At 40.6% G+C, this 25,170-nt stretch carries 17 protein-coding genes; 7 read left to right on the forward strand and 10 right to left on the reverse strand.

What is annotated here, in order from left to right; translation table 11 throughout:
• Positions 1-5: 5 nt before the first annotated feature.
• From hisIE to F886_RS04315, 7 genes are all read right to left on the reverse strand, one after another.
• Positions 6-779 (reverse strand): bifunctional phosphoribosyl-AMP cyclohydrolase/phosphoribosyl-ATP diphosphatase HisIE, encoded by a 774-nt coding sequence (gene hisIE / locus F886_RS04285; RefSeq protein ID WP_005301863.1) that lies wholly within the window; start codon positions 777-779, stop codon positions 6-8.
• Positions 780-953: 174 nt separating this feature from the next.
• Entirely contained in the window at positions 954-1,340 is a 387-nt protein-coding gene (locus F886_RS04290) for a VOC family protein (protein ID WP_005301864.1), read from the reverse strand.
• A 38-nt stretch (positions 1,341-1,378) separates the two neighbouring features.
• The gene (locus F886_RS04295; protein ID WP_005301867.1) at positions 1,379-2,680 is read right to left on the reverse strand and encodes an FAD-dependent oxidoreductase; all 1,302 of its coding nucleotides are present in this window, start codon (positions 2,678-2,680) and stop codon (positions 1,379-1,381) included.
• A 124-nt stretch (positions 2,681-2,804) separates the two neighbouring features.
• Positions 2,805-4,424 (reverse strand): ABC1 kinase family protein, encoded by a 1,620-nt coding sequence (locus F886_RS04300; protein ID WP_005301871.1) that lies wholly within the window; start codon positions 4,422-4,424, stop codon positions 2,805-2,807.
• A gap of 12 nt (positions 4,425-4,436) precedes the next feature.
• On the reverse strand, positions 4,437-5,105 hold the full coding sequence (locus F886_RS04305; protein WP_005301875.1) for a ubiquinone biosynthesis accessory factor UbiJ: 669 nt from the start codon (positions 5,103-5,105) through the stop codon (positions 4,437-4,439).
• A gap of 11 nt (positions 5,106-5,116) precedes the next feature.
• Entirely contained in the window at positions 5,117-6,064 is a 948-nt protein-coding gene (gene ubiE, locus F886_RS04310; protein WP_005301878.1) for a bifunctional demethylmenaquinone methyltransferase/2-methoxy-6-polyprenyl-1,4-benzoquinol methylase UbiE, read from the reverse strand.
• Between the two features lie 147 nt (positions 6,065-6,211).
• Positions 6,212-6,919 (reverse strand): DUF8198 family protein, encoded by a 708-nt coding sequence (locus F886_RS04315; protein WP_005301881.1) that lies wholly within the window; start codon positions 6,917-6,919, stop codon positions 6,212-6,214.
• A 209-nt stretch (positions 6,920-7,128) separates the two neighbouring features.
• Here F886_RS04315 and F886_RS04320 point away from each other — a divergent pair, with 209 nt between their 5' ends.
• Positions 7,129-8,547: a polyphosphate:AMP phosphotransferase gene (locus F886_RS04320; RefSeq protein WP_005301884.1), complete on the forward strand. Its 1,419-nt coding sequence runs from the start codon at positions 7,129-7,131 to the stop codon at positions 8,545-8,547.
• Between the two features lie 22 nt (positions 8,548-8,569).
• Here F886_RS04320 and F886_RS04325 read toward each other — a convergent pair whose 3' ends face one another.
• Positions 8,570-9,076 (reverse strand): hypothetical protein, encoded by a 507-nt coding sequence (locus F886_RS04325; protein ID WP_005301888.1) that lies wholly within the window; start codon positions 9,074-9,076, stop codon positions 8,570-8,572.
• 169 nt (positions 9,077-9,245) lie between these two features.
• Here F886_RS04325 and F886_RS04330 point away from each other — a divergent pair, with 169 nt between their 5' ends.
• From F886_RS04330 to recD, 3 genes are all read left to right on the forward strand, one after another.
• On the forward strand, positions 9,246-12,881 hold the full coding sequence (locus tag F886_RS04330) for an exodeoxyribonuclease V subunit gamma (protein WP_005301891.1): 3,636 nt from the start codon (positions 9,246-9,248) through the stop codon (positions 12,879-12,881).
• 3 nt (positions 12,882-12,884) lie between these two features.
• Positions 12,885-16,583: a UvrD-helicase domain-containing protein gene (locus tag F886_RS04335; protein ID WP_005301893.1), complete on the forward strand. Its 3,699-nt coding sequence runs from the start codon at positions 12,885-12,887 to the stop codon at positions 16,581-16,583.
• Positions 16,584-16,691: 108 nt separating this feature from the next.
• On the forward strand, positions 16,692-18,443 hold the full coding sequence (recD, locus tag F886_RS04340) for an exodeoxyribonuclease V subunit alpha (protein WP_005301897.1): 1,752 nt from the start codon (positions 16,692-16,694) through the stop codon (positions 18,441-18,443).
• 700 nt (positions 18,444-19,143) lie between these two features.
• On the opposite strand, the gene F886_RS04345 is transcribed toward recD, so the two are convergent.
• Positions 19,144-20,442 carry a serine hydrolase domain-containing protein gene (locus tag F886_RS04345; RefSeq protein ID WP_005301900.1) on the reverse strand — a complete coding sequence of 433 codons (1,299 nt, stop codon included), beginning with the start codon at positions 20,440-20,442 and terminating at the stop codon, positions 19,144-19,146.
• Between the two features lie 210 nt (positions 20,443-20,652).
• On the opposite strand from F886_RS04345, the gene rpsO reads away from it, so the two are divergent.
• The 3 genes from rpsO (at position 20,653) to F886_RS04360 (ending at position 24,565) form a co-directional block, all read left to right on the forward strand.
• Entirely contained in the window at positions 20,653-20,922 is a 270-nt protein-coding gene (gene rpsO / locus F886_RS04350) for a 30S ribosomal protein S15 (RefSeq protein WP_002114951.1), read from the forward strand.
• A 258-nt stretch (positions 20,923-21,180) separates the two neighbouring features.
• On the forward strand, positions 21,181-23,268 hold the full coding sequence (gene pnp / locus F886_RS04355; RefSeq protein WP_171056879.1) for a polyribonucleotide nucleotidyltransferase: 2,088 nt from the start codon (positions 21,181-21,183) through the stop codon (positions 23,266-23,268).
• An 85-nt stretch (positions 23,269-23,353) separates the two neighbouring features.
• Entirely contained in the window at positions 23,354-24,565 is a 1,212-nt protein-coding gene (locus tag F886_RS04360; RefSeq protein ID WP_005301909.1) for a magnesium transporter CorA family protein, read from the forward strand.
• A gap of 271 nt (positions 24,566-24,836) precedes the next feature.
• Here F886_RS04360 and F886_RS04365 read toward each other — a convergent pair whose 3' ends face one another.
• Positions 24,837-25,166 (reverse strand): chaperone modulator CbpM, encoded by a 330-nt coding sequence (locus F886_RS04365; protein ID WP_005301912.1) that lies wholly within the window; start codon positions 25,164-25,166, stop codon positions 24,837-24,839.
• Between the last annotated feature and the right edge of the window lie 4 nt (positions 25,167-25,170).

Consider the following 25,170-nt stretch of genomic DNA (forward strand, 5'->3'; position numbering starts at 1 on the left):
TGATTTTAAACCTTGTTGCGGTTAGCTTTTTCAACTAAACCAGATAAACCCTGACGACGAGCTAATTCGTCAATAATAAGTTGTGGATTAAGATCGAAATAACCCAACATCACAATAGTATGGAACCACAAATCTGCTGTTTCATAAACGAGATCGTTTAAGTGAGCTTCTGAATCCTGTGCAGCAAAATCTTTAGCAGCAATAATTGCTTCTACACTTTCTTCACCCACTTTTTCTAAGATTTTATTGATGCCTTTTTTGTAGAGGCTTGCAACATATGAAGTATCAGCTTCAGCTTGCTTGCGCTCTTGCATCAATTGCCCTAAGTGAGCAAGTACATCGACTTGTTCAGTGGTGTGAGCATGATCGTGGCTTTCAGTTTTAGCTTTATCACCATAAATTGCAGTAGGATCTTTTAATTGTGCATCGACAATTTCCCAACCCTGTGGTGTGAGTTTACGATAGAAACAAGACTCACGACCCGTATGGCATGCAATACCACCGTGTTGTTCAATTTGTAGAATAATTACGTCGCCGTCACAGTCCAGACGAATTTCATAAACTGTTTGAAAGTGGCCTGATTCTTCACCCTTGTGCCAAAGTTTTTGGCGAGAGCGAGAGAAATAAACAGCCTGATTTTTTTCTGCTGTGAGCGCGAGTGCTTCACGGTTCATCCACGCCACCATCAAAATACGTCCGGTTTGATGATGTTGAGCAATGGCAGGGATAAGACCTTGTTCGTTAAATTTTACTTCATCGAGCCATTGCGTGTTATTCATGAGGAATCACCAAAGAAATATGAACTATAAATTGATTTCAATCAGATGCTAAAAAATAGCTTGTATAGTGTACGGCATCAACGTCGCTTTGCGGAAAAATTCTTTGTCCTTTTTGTCTTTGTCAGCGGAACAAACATCTTGTAACGCTTACCAGTCAGTATCTTATTCAAGTGGCTAAGACGTGAGGATATTTGAAATCTCAATCAAATTTTGATCTGGATCGCGAATATAAACTGAAAGAATAGGGTGCATTGCACCCGTACGTTCAACGGGGCCTTCTTCAATTGTAATATTTAATTGATTAAGGTGCGCAATCACTTCGGAAATGGGAGTTTCTGAAATAAAACACAGGTCGGCAGATCCAGGAGTTGGCTGTAATGCCTTAGGTTCAAACTCATTACCTTGCTGGTGTAAATTTATTTTTTGATTTCCGAACTGTAGAGCCTTTCTATCACCTTTAAAAGTGATGACCTCAAACCCTAATACAGTTTGATAGAAATTACAGGTGGTTTCAATATTTGAGACGGTTAAAACAAGATGATCAAGATGGCTGATTTTCATGTGTTATTCACTATCATTTAGTTGGGTTAATAGTCAGACTAAGATTCGCTTTTTAAATTGAAAGCACGGCTTTCTTTAGGTAATTGAGCCACTCGATCATAATCAATTTGCTGAAATGGACCAGTCTTTAAACCTGAAATTGTGATTGCCATTTCTTTTCGAAAATAGGGGATTTGATACATCCAAGGGAAAACTAAATCTCTTAAGCCTCCAGCCCACCAATGTTCAGATTGATAAAGTGGTGTTAATAAGCGACTAAGAAATTGATAAAACTGGGTGGATGAGCGGCGAAGCTGGTGGTAGTGCTGCCAGAGTAGGGGCCAATCAATCTTTTGATTCTTTTGAGCATGTTGCAATGATTGAGAAAAAGCCCAAGCATCCAATAATGCCATATTTGCGCCTTGCCCCAACTGTGGGCTCATTGCGTGAGCGGCATCGCCAATCACTCCAATTCTGCCTTGACCAAATTGAGTCATGACGACATCACGGTAATTTGCAGATAGCCATTTAGGCTGAATTTGGCTGTCGTATAAAATCTCTTTTAGCCATTCTGCAACTTTGGGCCATCGCTCTGAGACTTGTTTTAACCAAGTTTGTTTAGCTTGCTCATCTTGCAGAAAGCTTTGTAATTGTGGGGTAGGTAAGCTCCAGAAGATACTCGAAAGGCGCTGTTGAGGTTCTGTTGGAACTACTCCTGTAGGAAGAATTCCCATCATAATCTTTGAGCGATCATAAAATTGATGCAGAATTTCAGAATCGAGTACTTGGCACTCAGGTACGATACTCCATGCAGCACCCCAAGGGTAGGCTTTGTCAACCTTTACCCATGCTTTGGGGCGTAACTGGCTACGAGCACCATTGGCAATAAGGGCGGCATCAAAGCAAGCGTCAAATTTTTGGTTTTGATGACTGCCGAATAGCTGAACTTCATTGTTATGTTCTTCAAAGCTCTCAACAGAATGGTTCATATGCCAAGTAATTTGGCTCGAATATTCACTAAGTTTTTGGGTGAGTACATGACATAAAGTGGCTCGGTGTATACCTAAACCATAGAGATTTGTAGATGCTTCATGATAGTGGCTGTTGACTAAAAGACGCTTGTTGGGAAGTTGCCCCTCTAACCCCGTTACTTTTGCACCTAATGGCAGAGCTTTATTGAGCACACCTAAATGTTCAAATACTGCTAAGCCCGCTGGTTGTAGTAATAAACCTGCACCTACTGGAGATAACTCATCAACTTGTTCAAAAATAGTAACGTCATTACCTTCACGGGCGAGCAAAATTGCAGTGGCTAAACCTGCGGTACCTGCACCGATAATGGCAAAATGAGGTGTTTTCATTGTTTGTTCTTTTGATGCATTTATAGATTCAATTTAGCAATCAACGAATAGCTGATCTATAATTTTTTTGAAAATTAAAGTTTTCACATAAAAAAATCCCTTGCGCGGGCAAGGGATTTAGAACTTATTTCAATATGCGCCAAAGCGCTAATAAACTGCTTAGCACAATTAAAATAATAGAAACAAACCAAGGACTAATAATCGCGATGGTGAGTAAAATCAGCATGCTACTACCGAACATCCAACTGCGACGTTGTTGATGTTCCATTTGTAAACGAAGTTGCTGCATTTCGCGTAACTGACGGTCTTGCCAAGCAGACTGATTTTTTAAACCATTTAAACTATCAACAATTAAGCTTGGGAAATCTTGAGCACCTAAAAGCAGGTCAGGTAATTGCTGTCCTAACTCTCTTATATTTTTGACTGGGTTCATGTTGGCTTTGACCCATTCAGTCAAAATTGGTTTTGCCAATTTCCAGATGTCGAGCTGCGGGTAAAGATCGGTACCTAGGCCTTCGACATGCACTAAAGTCTTTAGCAACAACATGAGTTGGGGTGGAATCTCTAAATGGAAGCGACGTGCAATATCCATCACTTGAATCAAGATACCAGCAAAATCAAGTTGATCCATTGGTTTAGACACCATTGGACCAACGGTGCGACGCATTTCACGCGATAGCGCATCTTGGTCTGTACCCGGTGGAATCCAACCCGCTTGATGCACAATTTGAATGAGCTGCATAAAGTTGCTGTTCATTACAGCAAGCAACATGCGGGCAATAGTCATCTGGTCATGCTTAGATAATTCACCCATAATTGCACAGTCGAGTGCAATAAAGCGTGGATTGCTTGGGTTAATTGTTTCTACAAAGACATTGCCGGGGTGCATGTCGGCATGGAAAAAGTTATCGCGGAATACTTGAGTAAAGAAAATGGTTAATCCTTTTTCTGCAAGTTGTGCACGGTCCATACCCAGACGGTCAAAGGTTGCCGTATCTGAAATAGGAACACCTGTAATGCGCTCTGCTACCATGACATCTTTGGTGTCCATGTAGACTTCAGGCACATACATCATGGTTGAGCCAGTAAAATAATGGCGCATACGACGGGTGTTGTCTGCTTCGATACTTAAGTCCAGCTCATTTAAGATAATCTGGCGGTAGTCTTGAATAATTTCAGAGAGATGTAAGGCACGAGCAGCTTCAAGGCGACTTTCTAGTGTGTTGCCTAACCATGCCAAAATTTCAAAGTCTTGCAAAATTTGGTTGCGAATGTCGGGGCGAGTCACTTTAACAACAACTTCTCGACCGTCGTGCAAAGCAGCAGTATGAACCTGTGCAATTGAAGCAGCTGCTAATGGCTGGTCATCAAATCGTGCAAACAAGGTATTTACGTCAGCTTTTAATGATTCTTGAATACGTTGTTTGGCAACATTGCTATCAAAAGGTTTGACCTGATCTTGAAGTAAGACCAATTGAGCGAGTATTTCAGGTGGAATCAAATCACGTCGAGTTGACAGTAATTGTCCAAGCTTAATTGCAAGCGGCCCCATCTCTTCCAAAGCTTCTTTGAGCTTTAAAGGATTTTTACGTTCGCGACTAGACCATGCAGCTGGGTGCATTTTAATAACACTTAATGCACGTTGAGCTTTAACTGGTAATTCATCCGCAGGGAACAACGTATCGAGTCTATAGTGCGCTGCAATACGCCAAAGTTCGAGTAAACGTGAAACGTGCGGAATCATATACAGTCTTACCTAGTCTTGAGAGGGTTGTAGTTGTGTGTTGAGTTGCTGCAATCTTGCTTCTAGACGGTCAATGTCTTGATTAAGCTTGCGAGTTGCTTGAGTTAAATCATCCATTTCCCAACGAGGGGCAAATAGACCGCTGTCTTCTTTTAATGCGTCTTCTGCAAAAAATAGATGACTTTGAAGGGAGCGTTTTAAATGTTTAGGTGCAAGTTGAATCTTGCCAATTTCGTGGGCGAGTTGAGGACCTACCCATCTTGATAAATGTGCAGCTAAATCTGGTTCAGCTTGCTGCATAATCTTTTGAATATCCTGTAGCAGATGGTAATCACCTTGCAATGGGATATTGCCAATCTGATCTGGATCGCTGACCAATAATTTAATCAGTTCGACGACATCTTTAACATGCAAAGTTGCTGTTGCTTCAGAAATTTTGAATTGCGCATCAAAAGGGCGTTGTTCAAAAATAGAAGGCTTTTCACTGTGCCCTGTTGCAGTAGGTTCAAGACGTACTTTTTCTTGGTCAAAGAATACATCGACAGAAAGCTGCGGACTATCAATCACAACACGCAACATTTTGCCCTGTAACTGATTAAGCTGAATGCGTGTAACCGCATCCAGGTCGATCAGATGATGAATGATACGTTCGACTGCACCGAGTGCCAGAATCGACCACATATCGTTATCCCTTACAGTTTGAAGCCACGGTGAACGGCAACGATACCAGCAGTAAGATTGTGATAGTCACAGTTCTGGAAGCCAGCATTTTCCATCATACCTTTTAAGGTGCGTTGGTCTGGATGCATACGAATTGATTCAGCCAAATATTTATAACTTTCTGAGTCATTCGCAACCAATTTACCCATAATCGGTAAAGCAGTGAATGAATAGAGGTCATAAAGTTTTGAGAATGGCTCAAATACAGGCTTAGAAAACTCAAGAATAAGTAAACGACCACCTGGCTTTAACACACGGAACATAGAAGCAAGCGCTGCATCTTTATCTGTCACGTTACGTAAACCAAAGCTAATGGTGAGTAAGTCAAAGCTGTTATCTGCAAAAGGCTCTAAAGTTTCTGCATTGGCAAGTACGAAGTCAACATTGGTACAGCCTGCGTCAATTAGGCGGTCGCGACCAACATTAAGCATAGATTCGTTAATGTCTGAAAGAACGACATGACCTTGAGGACCAACTTCACGGCTAAATACTTTTGCTAAGTCGCCTGTACCACCAGCAATATCTAATACGTGTTGACCACGGCGTACGCCAGACATGTTAATTGCGAAGCGTTTCCATAGGCGGTGAATACCAAATGACATTAAGTCATTCATCAAGTCATATTTGCTTGCAACCGAGTGGAATACTTCTGCAACTTTTTGAGCTTTATCTTCAGTTCTAACTGTTGAGTAACCGAAGTGCGTGGTTTCACCAACGTTGCCAGTATTGCCAGCACCACGAGGTAAATTATATTTCGGTACAGAACCATTAACCGGTGTGTCGGTTAAGGTTTGTTGTAAAGATTGTTGTTGCCCTTGAGGGGTACCTGACGGTAAAGGTGAGCTTAGGAATGGGCTAACTTTGTCTGAACTTTGTGCCTGCTCAGTTGGAGATGTTGGCTTTTGGTTTTCGTTAGACATATTGTCTCTCCTAGACTCAAACTCAAGTGAAACGGAATAAGTTCTGCATGATGACAGATTTTGTCTATTTTTACAGGCATCATCATGCAAATATAATGAATAAAATCTCAACTTCGTAAGGTTGATTTTTTCTCTGTGCCGACCTTATCACACTCTAAACGGATTCGGATGCCCTGAATGTACATTTTCAATAATTTGGCGTTCTTTTTCAGTAAAAGTCCTGATAAAGTTCTCGGCTGATTTTAACGGTTTCATCGCACTAAAACCATCTTGGATAAAATCATACATCAATTCGAAGTGATATTTCTGGGCAATACCTTTACACATTTTAAAGGCCGTAAACATCATAAATGAGCGCATGTATTTATCGAGTGCGGCTCCTAAATCATCAAGAAGAGCAAGCTGCTGATAACGAGCTTCTGCCTGATCAAGTTTGATTAAGGTTAAACGCATAATCTCATCAGTGAGTACTGTATCTGCTGGATAGTCCTCAAGAAGCTGCATCGCTACTTGTTCATCAAGTTGAGTTGCAAGCACAGCTAAACTTACCGATTTAGTACCAGTTTTAATTGCATTTTCAGGCAATACTTTTTCGGCTTTATGAGCATATTTCAATAAGCGTTCAATTTGAGCTGCCAGAGCATCAAACTCTGGACCACCATATAAACGATTTAAAAAGTACTCTGACATGAGTTTATGTTCAGGCAGATTAAAAAAGTCGTGATGCGTATCTTTCATCCGCTCTTTTAGCCATGTTTGTACATCTTGCAAACGTTGGGCAAGCACTGGATTGTCGTGATAATTAAATGTTTTATATTGTTGTAAAAGATCATCAAAAGCAGCGAGTTTAGACATTTAAGGCTCTAATATTGGGCTATTTGCAAAAAATCATAAGAGGCATTGTAACCTTGTACTATGGCGAGAAGATGTAAAAAAAATGATTCATGCGTCAATTCTTAGACAGATTTTTGTCGCAATGACATAATTTGTATAGCAATTCATCATTTAACCGCATAAGTTAAAGATCATCGAAATTAAACAATAAAATATTAGAGCCGTAGACTATGAGTGAACAACAACCAAAATTTGAAATTCGAGATGAAGAACTGCTTTCAGTTGACTTGATTGAAGCACAATATGCGTTAAAAGAAAGTCGGGGAAAACCCAACGCTAAAAGCACACTCATTTTAATGAGTGGTATTGAGCTGGCAGGTAAAGGGGAAGCGGTTAAGCAGCTTCGTGAGTGGTTAGACCCTAGATATTTGCGAGTCAAAGCAGATGCGCCACGTGTACTGACAGATACAGAAGCATTTTGGCAATCTTATTCGGAGTTTATTCCTACCGAAGGCCAAATTGTGGTGATGTTTGGCAATTGGTATAGCGATTTGCTCGTAACAGCAACGCATGTATCTGAACCTTTAGATGAAGCACGCTTTGATGCTTATGTTGAAAATATGCGGGCATTTGAGCAAGATTTAAAAAATAACTATGTCGATGTGGTTAAAGTCTGGTTCGATCTTTCATGGAAATCACTACAAAAACGTTTAGACAAAATTGACCCGTCTGAGCAACACTGGCATAAGCTTCACGGTCTAGATTGGCGTAATAAAAAACAATACGACACTTTGCAAAAGTTACGCCGTCGTTTTACTGACGACTGGTACATTATTGATGGCGAAGATGAAAAGCAGCGTGATCAGTTTTTTGCTCAGTACCTTTTACAACACATGCGCCAACTTCCTGATCATGAAACCGAAGTTAAAGGAAAATGGCAGCAGGCCAAAATTCCAGAAAGTTTATTAAAACCTTCTAATGAACCACTTGAAAAAGCTGAATATAAAAAAGAGCTCGATAAATTAAGCAAAAAAATTGCTGATGCCATGCGTTTCGATAAACGTAATGTCGTCATTGCTTTTGAGGGGATGGATGCTGCAGGTAAAGGTGGTGCAATTAAGCGAATTGTTAAAAACCTAGACCCGCGTGAATATGATATTCACTGTATTGGAGCACCTGAACGCTTTGAAGCACGACACCCTTACTTATGGCGCTTTTGGAACCGCATTAATGAAGCCGAGAAAATCACAATCTTTGATCGGACATGGTATGGGCGCGTACTTGTTGAACGTGTTGAAGGTTTTGCTTCACCTTTAGAGTGGCAGCGTGCCTATGACGAAATTAATCGTTTTGAAAGAGATTTATTTGATAGTCAAACGATTGTGGTAAAAATTTGGCTTGCGATTAGCAAAGATGAGCAAGAGCAGCGCTTTAAGGCCAGAGAAGAGACACCGCATAAACGTTTTAAAATTACCGCAGAAGATTGGCGTAATCGTGATAAATGGGATGATTATTTAAAAGCGGCAGCAGATATGTTTGAGCGAACCAGTACAGATTACGCACCTTGGTATATTGTTGCAACTGATGATAAATATACGGCACGTCTGGAAGTATTAAGGGCGGTTTTAAAACAGCTGAGAGCAGATTAAGCTCTCAGCCATAAGGCATAGATTAATTTACAATGGTGGTTCGGCTTTTTTGCTGAATACGTTTTGCAAGATTATAACTGTCAGTAAGATGCGTTTCTGCTATTTTTTTCATCATGAAATAGCCTAAACTAGCTGCTACAATTTGTCCGCCTAGTGGTATAAATTTAGTCACTTGTTTCGTTACGATTTTGCCAAAGAAGCCGTTAAATGTTTTTTTAACGGTCGTGCGTGCCACTACAAAGCCTGAAAATTCAAAACCACGTTTACGTAGCTCATCCCAGTGAATTGTTTTAGTTTTTGGGTCATAGACACTTACGTGTTCAGGGGCTAAACCGAAACGGGAATTGATATCTGGAATCAGGTACGACAAAATTCCCAAATCTATCACCACGTCAAAAAAAGGAATCGGTACAATTGCCGCTCCTGCTGAGACGTAAGCTCTTTTTTTGATGAGATCATGGCACTCATCGCGAATTTGTTCCAGATTTAGGCTAGGATCAATATAGTCAGGAATCTTGTCAATTTTCATAATGTCTACCTGTATAAATTTCTTGATGGCGTCATTCAAACCAAGTGTAAGTGACACCTGAAGTTAAATTATGCTGTGTTTAAACCAACGTGACATAGTCAGATTCAGTTGTATAGTAATGAATGTTTATGATTTTGTGCATAAATTATGCAAGCAGGAAATGAAATAAATGGGGATCCATGTTATTCAAAGTCAACGTATTGATGTGTTGTTGCAAGGTGTATTAGCGTCTACATCTCAAGCTTCAACGCATCCTTTACAGGTTTTGAAAACCCAACATTTTATTGTTCCAAGTCCTGCAGTCGAGCAGTGGCTGATACAAAAACTTGCAGAACAGCAAGGCATGAGTGCCAATTACCAGTTTCACCAACGGGTACGCGGCTTTCAGTGGTATGCCTACCAGCAAGTTTTAACTGCGCATAAAGAACAGGTCCGTAAAGCCAACATCCCCCGTTTGATTTTTAAATGGCGAGTGCATCAGGCTCTACACGAATTTATTCAACCTGATACGATGAGCATAGACACATCGCATCCTTTACATTCTATTGTTCAGCGTATTTATGACAGTGCAGATCGACTCGAACAAGGCATAGATAAACAATTAAAAAAACAAAAAATGTTGTATTGGGTCGCTGAGCAGGTTGCTGATTTATTTAGCAACTATATGATTTATCGTGGACAGTGCCAGCGTGGTTGTGAAAATAGTTGCACTTGTCCTGAAAACTGGTTGTCTGCTTGGGGGCAGGGTCGAGCACTCGATATTGAAAAATATATTGTACAAAAAGATGAAGAAGTGACTGCTTTTGCATTGCACCAAACTGAGGAGTTAGAACGCTGGCAGCGTTGGTTGTGGCAGCAACATTTTCATGATGATTTTGTGCAGATGCAGCAAATTGATGCGTTGTTCTGGCAAGAGTTAGATCATCCGGACCGCAGTAAGCGCGCTATTTCAAGATTACCTAATCAAGTGGTGATCTTTACTTTGTTGGATTTACCACCAAGCCAGTTACAGTTCTTGCGCCGTTTAGGCCAATATATTGATGTCTTGATTTTGCACTATAACCCTTCACAAGAATATTGGGCCGATAGTGTCGATCCACTGTGGAAACAGCGTTATGACCTAGGGGTAAAAGAGCGTTTTATTGCAAAAAATCCAAAGGCTACTGATGCTGAAATTAGCGATTTCTTTAATAAATTTACACTCAATTTTAATGCTGAAGCGCGTGAGTCCAGACATCCGCTTTTAACCAGACTGGGTAAACAAGCCCGCGACCACTTTTCACTATTATCGAATTTGTCTACGGGCGAAGAAGGTAAGTGGGTTGATGCTTTTGTGGATGATTTTCCAGAAAGTTTACTTGGTAAGGTTCAGTCAGATATTTTGCATTTAGTGGAGCCGCAAGCTAAGCAATATGAGCTTGCTTCCGATGATGACTCTATTCAGATTCATGTTTGTCATTCGACGCTACGTCAACTTGAAGTATTAAAAGAGCAATTAATCTGTTGGTTGGCTAAACCGCATGAGCAGCCGCGCCGTCCAAACGATATTTTAGTTTTAATTCCTAATTTAGCCGACATAGAGCCTTTAATTCGAAGTGTATTTCCTGCTACGGCCACAGAGCAAGGTGTGCATTTGCCTGTGAAAATTGCAGGTGTTGCATCACTTGATGCACTGAATGCATGGCGCGCCGTGATTGGGCGTATTCAACTGATGCAGGGACGTTTTAGCTTTGATGATTTTGCTGACTGGTTAAGCTTACATGCGACTCAGCAACGTTATGAACTTGAATATGTTCAGGTTGAGCGAATTTTAAATTTACTCGCCGATGCAGGCTTTAAACGAGGGCTTGATGCAGAACATCTCAAGCGAAGTTTGTGTGACGGTGATGATGATTATCGATATAGCTTTAAATTTGCCTTAGAGCGATTGGCTCTTGGTATTGCCGTGCCTGTGCATGCGACATTTAATCAGGTGTTGAGTTATGCCAAAGTTCAACCGGGTGATTTCGAGCTGATTGGTACACTCATTCAGATTTATCAAGATTTGAATGAGCGCCGTGATTGGCTGACTTTACATGAACAGGGGAAAGTCTACACGGTTGAATATTGGCTTCAGGTGCTAAGCAAAGATATTGTTGAATTTGAGCAGGTCGGTGTTGCTGCTTTAAAAGCTGTTCGGGAAATTGTTAAAAAACAAGAGCGAATGTTGACGCTCGCAAGCTATTACGCCGAGACAGAAACAGGAGCTTTGCGGAAAATCACCTTACCTCTACCTTATATTATTGAAGAAATTCAACGGACATTAGAAAGTCAAAGTGCGCAAGCTGAACCGACAGGACAAATTACCTTTGCCCAAATTGGACATATTCGGCCGTTACCTTATCGTTTAATAGTCATGCTAAATCTGGATGCAGGGCAATTTCCAAACCGTGATACCCATGTGCCATTTGATTTAATGGATGCACTGCGTCAACAGTTAGGTGACCGCTCTCGGCTTGAAGATGATCAAGGTGCTTTTTTAGATGCATTATTATTAGCCCAAGACAATTTATGGCTGTTTTATAACGGTTTTGATGTGAATGATGGTGAGGTGCGAGAACCATCTAGTATTCTTCAAGAGTTCCGTGAACACCTTGCCTTGATTGTGAAAGCTGAAGACGATGTACCTGAAAATGTAGTTGTGGAAGGAATTGAGATTCCATCACAGTTAAAACAACTCTATCACTTACATGACTTACAGCCCTTCGACCCGAAAGGTTTTACTGTAGAAAAAAGTGTGATCCGTTATCAAGATCACTGGTTTAAGGTCGCTTCACAAATTCAGCAAATCTCAGGAAACCGTCAACCTTGGGCGAATACGACCTATCCGCTACAAGCCCCTGATATGTTGGCTTTAGATAGCCAGCAGTGGATACAGGATGTGACGTTCCCTGCACGGTTATATTTGAAAACTTTAGGGGTAGAAAACTTAGGAAGTGTCGAAGTGCTCGACCAAAATGAACCGTTATTATTAGATGGTTTAGGGCGCTATGCGATTCGACATTTTTTACAGCAATCTGAACAGCATGCACAACCTGAAGTATTAATTGATCAGTTGCCTGTAGGTAAAGTCAAATATAGCGCATGGCAACAAGGTGTGTTTGAGCAAGAATGTTTACTTGAACGCCTTCACCATTATGCACCCGCAGTGACACAAACCACGCAGCGAGTTTGGCGCATTGCTAAACAGCTTCATATGAATATTACGGTTCCAAAGTCTGAAACTCAGGATTGGGTCAGTATGGAACCTTCAAGTGCCCGCGCAAAAAGACGCGCGAAAGTCTGGTTGGAACACTTACTTTGGTTAGCTTATTTGAATGAGGGAAGTGCAGGAGCTGAAAAACGCCGTATTGTGGTTTTTAGCGATCAAACTGTGATTTGTAGTGGGGTTAGTTCTGAGCAAGCTCGGCAATATTTACAGCCATGGTTTAAAATCTGGCGTCATGCACAGCAACAACCCTTGGTTCTACCAGCAGCCTTATTATTAAAACCATTAGAAAAAGCCAAAGCATATCAGTGGGAAACAACAAATCAGGCAGAAAAAGCAAAACTGGATGAGAAGAGCTACACTGAGCTGTTAAAATACTGGAATGAAACAGGGTCATTTACCACAATGGATATGACTCAAAATGAAGCTTGCAAGTTGCATCGAGACTGGAGCTTTATTTTACAAGAACAAGATGCGCAAGCTTTGCTTCAACATGCTTGTGATGAGTTTGCGTATGATCTGTATCATCCGGTTTTTCAATTTCAACATTCGGAGTAAGACATGAACTCAAGAGTACAGGTGTCTTATCAACCTATTATTGATATTGAATTTAGTGGTTTACATTTAATTGAAGCTTCGGCAGGTACAGGAAAAACTTATACCTTATCGAGCTTGATGGTCCGTATCTTTCTTGAAAAATACTTGCCTAAACAAGTGATTGCGACCACGTTTACCCGTGCTGCCGCTGCTGAGTTAAAAAGTCGTATTCGTGCCCGTTTGGTAGAAACGTATCGTTACTTAGAGACCAAGCGTAGTTTTACAGAACACGAATTAATTACGCAGGCTGAGCAAGAGTCTGACTTATTACTTCAACATATTTTAAAAAGCTTTGCGACGCGTATTGCCTATGCATGTGAACGTTTAAAATTGGTCATCGATCAGTTAGACGAGTTATTTGTCGGGACACTTGATAGCTTTAGCCAAAAACTGTTACGTGAGTTTGCCTTTGAGAGTGGCAAAATTGAGCGCGCTCAAATTACCGATGATGCCAAAACATATAGTCGACAACTAATTCATGATGTTTTACGTGAATGGATACAGTCTCAACCTCAGACCGTGATTGATGCTTTATATCTGGCAGGTGAACTCAAGAGTGTCGATAGTTTTGTCAAACTTGTTGAAGACTCACTGAATTTTAGTTCGGCTCACTTTAAACTTCCTGAAAAACCAACCATTCAATTTGAACAACTTGCACAGCTCAAACAGTTAGCAACAGAAATTGACTTAAGCCTTTTAGAAAACTATTACCAACTTGATGGCGAGCACTATAAACATGTGAGCGGCACAATATTTCGGAATGGGGCATTTAACAAATTATTTAGTGAATGTTTGCCGCAGCTTTTGCAAGTTCTAACGCAAAGCGACAGCATTTTGGTTTTTGATGGGTCTTTGACTGCACAACGTGAACTCGTTTTCAAATTTTTAGGTCAACTTGCCGATCAGAAAGTTTTCAAGAAATGTCCTGCTGAAATTTCAGATAGTTTCTATCAACATCCTTGTATTCAACAGATTCAACAGCTATTTGGAGTACTAAAAAATTACGCTGAGCAGTTCGACCAGCTTCATATTTTTTTAAAAGCCTATTTATGTGTAGAGGTGAAAAAACGTTTACCTCAGGTTTTACAAAATAAAGGTGAAACTACTTTTTCTCAGCAAATTCGTACACTTTCAGAAGCTTTAAAAGGTGAGCAGGGACAGCGTTTTGCTGTATTTGTTCAGGCACGTTATCCCTTAATTTTGGTCGACGAATTTCAGGACACCAACCAAGATCAAGACGATATGCTGGCGAGCATTTGGCGCCATCCAGAGCGCTACCAAAAAGGCTGCATGATTATGGTGGGTGACCGTAAACAGGCGATTTACGGTTTCCGTGGTGGGGATATGCTCACCTTCTTAAATGCCTATAAAGATATTCAAGCTAAACACGGCCGCGAATATAAGTTAATTCATAACCATCGTTCCGTTGCTGATCTGGTTGAAGTGGTCGATGCCTTATTTCAACGACAAATTGATTTCGGTGAAGAGGTTCAATATGACCCAATTCGAGCAGGAACTCGGCCTCATCCAGTACTGATTGAGCAGAACAATCATAATCCTCATCCTTTACGCTGGCTCCTGCTCAAAGATAAAGAAACTGAGGCACAGCAAGTTGCTTGGAGGATTCGAGATCTACTCAACCAGTCACATGCTGGAGAGCTATATTTTCAAAAAGATGCTCAGACTCAAACTCTAAACGAAGATGATATTGCGGTATTGTCCCGTAACCATGATGGCCTAGATAAAGTTCAATTTGAGCTAGAGCGTTTAGGAATTCGGGTTAACAGGCCATCAAAACGAAGTGTTTTCGATTGCACAGTTGCGCAAGACGTTGGTGCTTTGTTGACTGCCATACTTCATCCTTACGATGAGGCAAAAGTGAAGCGAGCTTTAATTAGCCGTCTATTTGCCATGGATTTAAAACAACTCTTACAGCTTGAGCAGACAGCCGAAGGGTTAAGCCAGTTTATGACTGGTTTTGATAGCATTAGAGAGTTGTGGTCCGCTCAAGGCTTTTTAGTAGCATGGCAACAATGTCTCATCCAATTTGATATATGGCAAAATTTGGTCGCTGCCCAAAGTAAAGATAATGAACGGGTTGTGGTGAACTTGCGTCATTTGACTGAAATTTTGAGTCAGCACAGTGAGAAATACTCAGGCGCGCAAAACCTCTATCACTGGTATCTCAAACAGTTGAGTTCTCCTCTGGATCGTGATTGGGAGTTAGAGCGTAAATTGTCGAGTGAAGCTGGTGTTCAGCTCATGACAATTCACCAGTCAAAAGGACTGGAATTTAAGATTGTTTTCTTATTAGGTGCAGACAAGCCCTTTCGAGAAAATAACAAAACTCTGAATTTTTCGACCCAAGATGTAGTCCAACCAGACTCAAGTCAGACTTTGACTCAACGTGTCGTTGCGATTGCTGATAAAACTTATTTGAATGAAGTTGAACTTAAGCAACACGAAGAACGAGCGCTTGCTGAACAGAATCGTCTTTGGTATGTCGCTTTAACGCGAGCAAGCCACCGCGTCTACGCGCTTTTACAAGATGTGGATGGTAAATCCGTATCAGGCCTCGCGTTTTGGAAAAATAGGACTGAGCCTTTTCAACACCGTTGCTGTACGGATGAAATGGTTTTGGAGCAGATTCCACAGGCAATTCATTTAGCCAAACAAACAAGTATTATTGAAATACAAGCACAACGGTTTCCTGAACAGCGTTTTTATTCGAGAGGTAAAACCAGTTTCAGTTACTTGGCACAGCATTTAAAACATAAAGCTGGCACAGATTTATTAGTGAGTCAGAGCGATGATGCTGTATTAGCAGAAGATGAGCTGGATTTAATTAACACTGCTGAGGCAATCAGTGCTCAGCCGATTGATTGGATAAAGAGTAACTTCCCGCGAGGAACGCTTGCCGGTAATTTCTTACATGAAATCTTTGAGCACATCAATTTTCAATGTTCAGATGACTGGGTAAGTGAAATACGTCGTCGTTTTAAAAATGACTATAGTAGTCTTTGGCAAGATTTACTTAATAAATATAACGAGAGCTTCCCAGAGCAAGAAGATGCCGAGAATCTGCTTTACCAGTCAGTTGCAGAGTGGCTGAAAGATATTTTGCGAACGCCGCTTGATCAAAGTTTCCGACTAAATCAGCTTCAACAAGAGCAGTATTTGTCAGAGTTTCCTTTTTATTTAGCATTGTCAGATCGGGTTCTAGCGATGACACGTATTCAGCAGCTTTTCGCTGAATATGGGTTGAATATGCCTGAATTACTTGAAGCACGTTCAGCACGTTACCTCAATGGTTCTATCGATTTAGTTTATTTTGATGGGCAGCGTTATCACATTGCTGATTATAAAAGTAATTACTTAGGTGATAATCTTGCAGATTATCGTAGTGATAGCATTGCTCAAAGCATGTCTTTAGCAAGTTATTGGCTACAAGCAGGTCTATATCTCGTTGCATTACATCGCTATTTGCAAGTCAAAATGCAGGATTACCAAATTGAGCAACACTTAGGTGGGGCAACTTATCTTTATTTACGTGGCATGAATGGTGAAGCTGAGCAGGGCTATTATTACTGGCAGCCTAGCATTGAGTTTATTCTGCGTCTTGATGCCATTTTAGGGTATTTTGCTGAGGATAAAATTGCATGAAAAATGCTGATAAAGTATGTAATTTTAATATTAACAAATATTTGGCATGTGGATAAGCCTGTCTATAACCATGTGGACAAGCGTGTGGAAAACTAGGTGGATAAGTGTGTGGACAATCTAAATAGCTCTGAACAGGCCGATTTAAGCTGGTTAACAACGTGGAGTAACTTCCTAAATCAGGCTCCATTTACTGAGCAATCGCAAGTGTCAGAAGCCACTTCTTACTTGCAGCAGCTTATTGAAGCGAGCTTACAAGGCGATAGTTGTATCGATGTCAGTTCTGAGCAAATTGCAGCACTTGGTCAGCTTGCTATATCTGCCGATCAAGCAACCTCAAATGTTGCCCCATGCGTCTATGATGAGCAGGGGTTGGCATTATACCGATATTGGCACCTAGAGCAACGACTTGCAGAACAAATTTGTCGATTAAAGCAACAATTAATTCAACCTGTATCTTGTGATGACTACTTAAACCTACTCACAGACCCGCATCAACAGGCAGCTTTACAAATGGTCGCTCGGCAGAGCCTGAGTATTATTACGGGTGGGCCAGGTACGGGTAAGACCTATACGCTTGCACGTATTATTGCAGTGCTTAGCCAAGCAATTCCACATATTCGTGTAGCGATGGCTGCTCCAACAGGTAAAGCCGCACAGCGCATGCAAGAGGCCTTACAGAACTCGTTTAATGACCCTAAATTGCTTGAGTCTGGATTAGTGAGTGAAGAACTAAGGAATCAGGGAACGCAAACAATTCACCGATTATTGGGAATGGGACATAGTCAAACACCACGGTTTAATCAAAAACAACCGCTTCCTTATGACGTGATTGTCGTGGATGAGGCTTCCATGCTGGATTTAAATCTAGCTACTCTTCTATTTGAAGCAGTGCCAGAGTCTTGTCGAATTATTTTATTAGGAGATGCAAATCAGCTGGCTTCCGTCGACGTCGGAGCGGTTCTTGCTGACTTGCAACAAATACAGGTACTCGCCGACAACAGAGTACAATTACAAACCAGTCGCCGTTTTGCTGAAGGGGCGTTGATTGGGCAGGTTGCACGTTTTATTCAAATGCAAACCAGTCAGATCAATCATGAGCAGGTTTTGCAACAGTTTGAAATCGACATTGTTCAGGTTTCAGAGTTACGTTCAATTCCTTTAGAAGTTGATATGCCCGATGTAGTTCAGCTTGAGTATTTGCCAGAAGGGAATCACGCAGAAGTCGAAATTTATTATCAGAAGCTCATGCTCGGTTTTCAAGGATATGTAAAAAGCCTAAAAAATTATTTAAAAGAAGAACGCTCGATTGAACAGGTCCAAAATGTAGTAAAAGCATTTGATGACTATCGTATTTTAACGGCTGTTCGCCATGGTTCATTTGGGTTACAGCAGTTAAATCAATATGCGCAGCGTTGGATACAGCAACAGTTATCAATAGTGACAGCAGGGGGATGGTATGTCGGTCGTCCGGTCATGATGACTTATAACGACTATCAGCTCGGTATTTCAAATGGTGACATTGGTCTGTGTTTTGAACACAGAACTCAACCTCAGCAGTTTGAAGTATATTTTCCAAGTTTGAATAAATGGGTCGCTGCAAATCGATTACCTAAGAGTATTCAAAGTGCATTCGCTTTAACGATTCATAAATCGCAAGGGTCTGAATTTACACACACTGCTGTCGTTTTAGATCAAGCCGCAAAGAATTTATTAAGCCAAGAGCTTATTTACACTGCGATTACACGTGCTAAAAAAGTAGTAAGTCTTTTGGTTCATCCCGAAGCTTTACTACAGTCCTTTACAGTTCGTACGACACGAAAAAGTGGTTTAGTTCAGAAAGTTAATCGGTTAGTTCGTTAAGCCAAACTTAATATTTTCACCCTTGTAAGAAAAAGCTTACATAGATTCGAGATATTTGCTGCTAGAGTACACCCCACGTTTTTGAGATTATAAACGCACAACGAGCTTGGCAAGGAATGTCGGGCAAAATCGCACAATAATAATAGCTTAAGTCGAGAGACTGCGAACTTACAATGACGTAGGTGTATAAAGAGGAAACTTACAGCCGCTAAGCCTTGTAGTTTTGGGAGAGACTACAGGGCTTTTTTATATTCTCAATTTTATTTACTTCTAAAAATTATCAGAAAAGTTCGGATTTAAGCCAATATTGAGTGTAATTTCTTTTAAAAATTTATATCAATAATATCAATATATTTATCTGTAATATGATTTTTAAACAGCCATTTTTCCTGTGAATTGTTAAGTTAAATGTTATACAGAACTGTACGATAATGGGGCAAAAACCGTTATTTATTAAATATTAGACAGACCTGTACGTTTTTGCTTACATGATGATAAGAAAAATACTACTTTTCTTCATAATTGGATATGTCACAATACATCACATAAGGAAATAGAAACAAAACAACGGAAGTCAGTTAAAACAACAAGAAGGATGTGACTAGCATCTCACCAACGATAATAAAAATAGAAATAACACGATAAACAAAAACTACAGCGCAAAAAACCCAAGCAGAAATGCTTGGGTTTTTTATTTAATTTACACTAAGTTGGTTTCATGAGCGTCGCTGCCAAACAAAGATCGGCGCTGATCTCTAGGAATGCGTGGGCATTGTGTTGAAATCTGATAAAGCACGTTGGCTAAAGCAGGTAGGTGAGTTCCCACGACCGATTTGCCCGTTGTTAATAGAGAAACACTAATATCTCTTTCAGGGTCGGCCCAACATAAAATGTTGGAGAATCCTAAATGACCAAAAGCTTGCCCCGTCATTGGACCAAAAAGTCCTACAGGATTGCTACCTAACATTGGACCTAAGGCATAGCGCATTGGAATGAGTAAAGTACGGTCAATGTTAACGCCTGTGGTCGGCAGTGTTGCCCTGAAAATTGTTTTCTCACTGAATATTTGCTGACCGCCGTAGCTTCCGCCACTTAAAAGCATTTCAAAGAAACGTCCAGCTTGTTCTGCACTCGTATAAATGTTGCCGGCTGGGCAAATTGTGTCCATGAAACGGCTATCGTTAGTCACATCAACTGCAAGTTGTAACCCTCCACCTAACACATGATTTAGATAGTGATCGGTACCAAGCCGAGGGTGTAGACCCGTTGCACAGTTTAAGGCTACTTGTGAGCGGTATTCTGGTTTTAAGCCATAATTGAAATAAGGCATTCCCATTGGCTTTTCAATAGTTTGATGCACAAACTCACGTAAATCTTGCCCAGTTACCCGTTCAATGACTTCGCCTAAAATATAACCCGCCGTAACCGCATGATAGGCAAGATGGTTACCAGCAGGAGACACAGGCTTGGCAGCATATAAACGTTTTAAAATTTCGTCTTTATTAAATAGTAGTTCGGGCGTGACATCGCCATCAATATAGGGAATGCCGCCACGATGTGCTAATAAATGAAAGAGAGTCGCACGGCGCTTACCATTTACGCCGTATTCCGGAATATAGTAGCTCACAGGATCAAGTAAATTGATTTCGCCCTTTTCATCTAATAAATGAATCAGCATGGCCGTGATCATTTTAGATGCTGAGAACAGACAAACGGGCGTATCTGGAGTCGCAATCAGGGCATTCTCTTGTAGTCCTGCCGGAGAGTTCCCTTGAGCATATCCAATGCTTCTGTTCAGCAAAACTTTACCTTGTCTACGTAAGCAGAAGGTAATGAGTGGATAATTTCCGGTTTTATATAGTGCTTCTATACTGTTCCAGATTTTTTGAATCTGGCGCTCAGTCATTCCACCCTGTTCAGCAGCAACTTCATCTTGACGACGAATAACTTGCTCAATATTGTCCGGTACTGGACAAGTGTTGGTTGAAAAAATTTTCACACGTCCCTCGCGCTTCTTTCTTTTTATTCAAAGCTAGTGTGCAGGGTTAGCATGCTCGTGTCAGTGTCTAAAATGACAAGTTACTGAAAACTATTTTGCAATCCACCTATAGATACCTTAAAATAGGCAACTTGCTGTAGTGATGCACGGCAGTCAGTTGCCTCAACTGATTCATATCGTTTACTTTTTTAAGCATCTCGGAGAAATCGAATGGCTTTAACTAATGCAGACCGCGCAGAGATCATTGCTAAATTTGCTCGCGCTGAAAATGACACTGGTTCACCAGAAGTACAAGTAGCTTTATTGACTGCTCAAATCAATGATTTACAAGGTCACTTTAAAGCTCACAAACACGACCATCACAGCCGTCGTGGTTTGATTCGTATGGTTAACCAACGTCGTAAATTGCTCGACTACTTAAATGGTAAAGACCACGGTCGTTACACTGCTTTGATCGGTGCTTTAGGTTTACGTCGTTAATTCGATTTTCACTTTGTTTTCGCTATTTCGCATGTCGCAATGCTTTATCGCTGAAAAGAGAGTTTCACTTAATTTTAGATTAAGTGATGTTTAGAAGGGGCGCTTGTGCGCTCCTTCTTTGCGTTTAATATTATTTAAAATTTTTGGCCTAGTGTGATGGCTTCTAAGCTTTGTCATTTATCTACCAACAGTTGTAGTCTGAATGCCAAACCTTAGGGGTCTCACTAGAATAAAATTAGGAAAATACAATACATGTCAATGTTTAATATCGTTCGTAAAGAATTCCAATTCGGTCAACATCAAGTCGTTTTAGAAACGGGTCGCGTTGCACGTCAAGCAAACACAGTTTTAATTACAATGGGTGGCGTAACTGTTTTAGTTGCAGTTGTTGCTCAACCTAAAGCAAAAGCGGGTCAAGACTTCTTCCCGTTAACAGTTAACTATCAAGAAAAACAATATGCAGCTGGTCGTATCCCTGGTGGTTACGGTAAGCGTGAAGGCCGTGCTTCTGAAGCTGAAACTTTAATTTCACGTCTTATTGACCGTCCAATTCGTCCATTGTTCCCAGAAGGTTACTTCAACGAAATCCAAGTAACAGCAACAGTTGTTTCTTCTGACAAAACTATGGATGCTGATATTGCAGCAATGCTTGGTACATCAGCAGCATTATCTATTGCTGGTACTCCTTTCCGTGGTCCAATCGGTGGCGCACGTGTTGGTTTAATCAACGGTGAATATGTTCTTAACCCGAACTTTGAACAGTTGAAAGAAAGTGACCTTGACCTTGTTGTTGCTGGTACAGAATCTGCTGTATTAATGGTTGAATCTGAAGCTAAAGAGCTTTCAGAAGACCAAATGCTTGGTGCTGTGCTTTTCGGTCATGACGAAATGCAAATCGCGATTCAAGCAATTAAAGAATTTGCTGCTGCTGCTGGTGCAGTTGAATCAACTTGGGTTGCTCCAAGCAAAAACGAAGCACTTCTTGAGCAATTAAAAGCAGCTTTCGAAGCTAAAATTTCTGAAGCATATACAATTGCGGTTAAACAAGACCGTTATGCAGCACTTGATGCACTTTATGCAGAAGCTGTAGCTCAGTTCGTTCCTGAAAATGACGAAACTGGTATTGCTGACGAAGTAAATGAATTATTTGAAGACCTTAAATACCGTACAGTACGTGACAACATCTTGTCAGGTAAACCACGTATTGATGGCCGTGATACTAAAACTGTTCGTGGTATCGACGTTCAAGTGGGTGTATTAGACCGCGCTCACGGTTCTGCATTATTTACACGTGGTGAAACTCAAGCGTTGGTAACAACAACTTTGGGTAATACTCGTGATGCATTAATGGTTGATACATTGTCAGGTACTAAAACTGACAACTTCATGTTGCACTACAACTTCCCTGCATACTCTGTAGGTGAAACTGGTCGTGAGTCTGGCCCTAAGCGTCGTGAAATCGGTCATGGTCGTTTAGCACGTCGTGGTGTTCAAGCTGTTCTCCCTGCTGCTGACCGCTTCCCATACGTGATTCGTATCGTATCTGACATTACTGAATCTAACGGTTCATCTTCAATGGCTTCTGTATGTGGTGCTTCATTATCACTTATGGATGCGGGTGTTCCACTTAAAGCACCAGTTGCTGGTATCGCAATGGGCTTAGTGAAAGAAGGCGAGCGTTTTGCAGTACTTTCTGACATCTTGGGTGATGAAGATCACTTAGGTGATATGGACTTTAAAGTAGCAGGTTCTGCAAACGGTATTACTGCGCTTCAAATGGACATCAAGATTGAAGGTATCACTGAAGAAATTATGGAAGTTGCATTAAACCAAGCATTTGCTGGTCGTATGCACATCCTGAATGAAATGAATAAAGTCATTTCACGTGCTCGTGCTGAAATCAGCGCACATGCACCGACATTTGAAGTGATTAACATCAATCCAGACAAGATCCGTGATGTTATTGGTAAAGGTGGCGCAACGATTCGTGCCATTACTGAAGAAACTAAAGCTGCAATTGATATTGAAGATAACGGTACAGTTCGCGTATTTGGTGAAACTAAAGCTGCTGCTCGTGCTGCGATTGCAAAAATTCAAGCACTTACTGCTGAAGTTGAACCAGGTAAGATCTATGACGGTAAAGTAATCCGTATTGTAGAATTCGGTGCGTTTGTAAACATCATGCCGGGTACTGATGGTCTTCTTCACATTTCGCAAATTTCAAACGAACGTATTGCGAACGTGACTGACGTTCTTAAAGAAGGTCAAGAAGTGAAAGTACAAGTTGCTGATGTTGATAACCGTGGTCGTATTAAATTGACTATGAAAGACATTGAACAAGCATAATTGTTTGAATGACACGAAAAAGTCCGCTTGATGCGGACTTTTTTTATGGCATGATGCAAGTAATACAAAAACAGATCGTTGTGGTATGCAGGTTTATTATTTTTATCGCCATCAAAGCGACGGCTATGTCTTTTTAAGTCGCGAACAGCATAGTGAACATGTTCTGGAGTTTTTCTGGATTGATAGTGTCAGAACGGATGTGGTTAACCATAACGAAGAATGGCAACAAGAGATTCATAAGCTTTCAGGTGTGGTTATTAATGAGTTTCATATGCGGGATATTGCCAACATTGAACATCCCTGTGCATTTGACACGCTTGAAGAATATGACCTGTTAATTTTTAAGAAATTGGTTACGCCTGACGATGAAATTAAGCATGCAGAATCACAAGATAGTGTTTTTGGTTTAGCAACGACGCCGATTAGTTTTATTTTGACACCTGATGTGCTGATTAGTGTGCGCGAGCAGGGGAATAAGTCGATTGAAAACTATATTCAACGTCTCGAAAATATTTTATGTAAAACTTTAGAAGAACAAAACAAAACCCGTAAATTACCGAATTCACCCGTCGATTTATCATTACGCTTGTTAAATAGTATGGTTGATGGTTATCTTGATATCCGCTCACCATTGACGAGAAGAGTAGAGCATTGGCAACAACAACTATTGCAGGGTAATCGTCGTTTTAAACAATGGCACCAGTTGTTCCATGAGAATATGGCCTTTCAACAGGTCGAAAATTTATGTGAAGAACAAATTGAAACCCTTCAAGAGTTTCGGGATGAAATTGTAGAAAATTACCATCATGTTGTTGGCAGTCACATCCATAATTCTCAAGATATTTTACTGGTTCGTTTAAATGATTTAATGAGTCATGTTGAACGTATTCAGAAACATACTTTGCGGTTACGTAGTGCAATTCAGTCGGCCATTGATTTACATTTTTCTGCTATTGCAAACCAAACCAATGAAAACATGCGGATTCTTGCGATTATCACGGCAGTCTTTGCGCCGCTTACCCTTTTAACAGGCATTTATGGAATGAACTTTGAGTTTATACCTGGTCTTAAATCACCTGTTGGTTTCTGGATTATGTTGGGTGCCATGCTGATTAGTACGATTTTTCTGTTGTACTATTTTTATAGACAGCACTTGGTTGGGCGTGGTGAAAAAAGTGTGATTGATTTACTGGCTCAACAGCATCGTCAAGATCGGATGAATTTATTTTGGTTTTTGGAGTATGAGCCGATTAAACAGACGGTGAAGGAATTAGAGAAGATTACTCGATTAAAATAAATTTTTATTTTTATTGAATTTTTTCAAAAATTTTCTCGAGCTAAGCGTCATCCACAACCTGAGCGAGAAAAAGCAAACATCGTTTGCTTCGAGCGCAAGACAAACGAAGTGCGTAGCTTACGTTCAAATATAAATTTGACCTTAGTACGCACTTCAATATCTCTGGTTTTGGCCTTGTGTAGCTTCGCTACTCATGCCAAAACAAAAGTAACGTAATTAGCTGATGGAATAGACAATGAGTGCCAGTAGGACTCCGTCGTGATTATCTAATCTAATGAAAATGCTTTAACTGTTTTCTAAGTTGTTGTACTTCATCAATCAAATCTAACATCACCGCAACTGCTGCCAAACTTGCGTCAAAGTCACGTTGCAGACGATAAGCTTTACGTGCACGTGCCACATCTTCACCGATAAATTGGTGTGCTTCAGGCGTATTGTCGACAGATAAAATGTCATATTCAATTAACTGAATAATCCAGTCAGGGCTTTGACCACAAGCTTGAGCAAATTGTTGTAGGTCAAATGTAGATTGTTCATCAACGACCTCCGCACTAAAGGTATGGCCGTCATATACAATTTCGCGATAATGAATGGTTGTCATGATC

Origin of the sequence: Acinetobacter sp. NIPH 542, from assembly GCF_000369825.1 — a bacterium.
GTDB classification, from domain to species: Bacteria; Pseudomonadota; Gammaproteobacteria; order Pseudomonadales; family Moraxellaceae; genus Acinetobacter; species Acinetobacter oleivorans.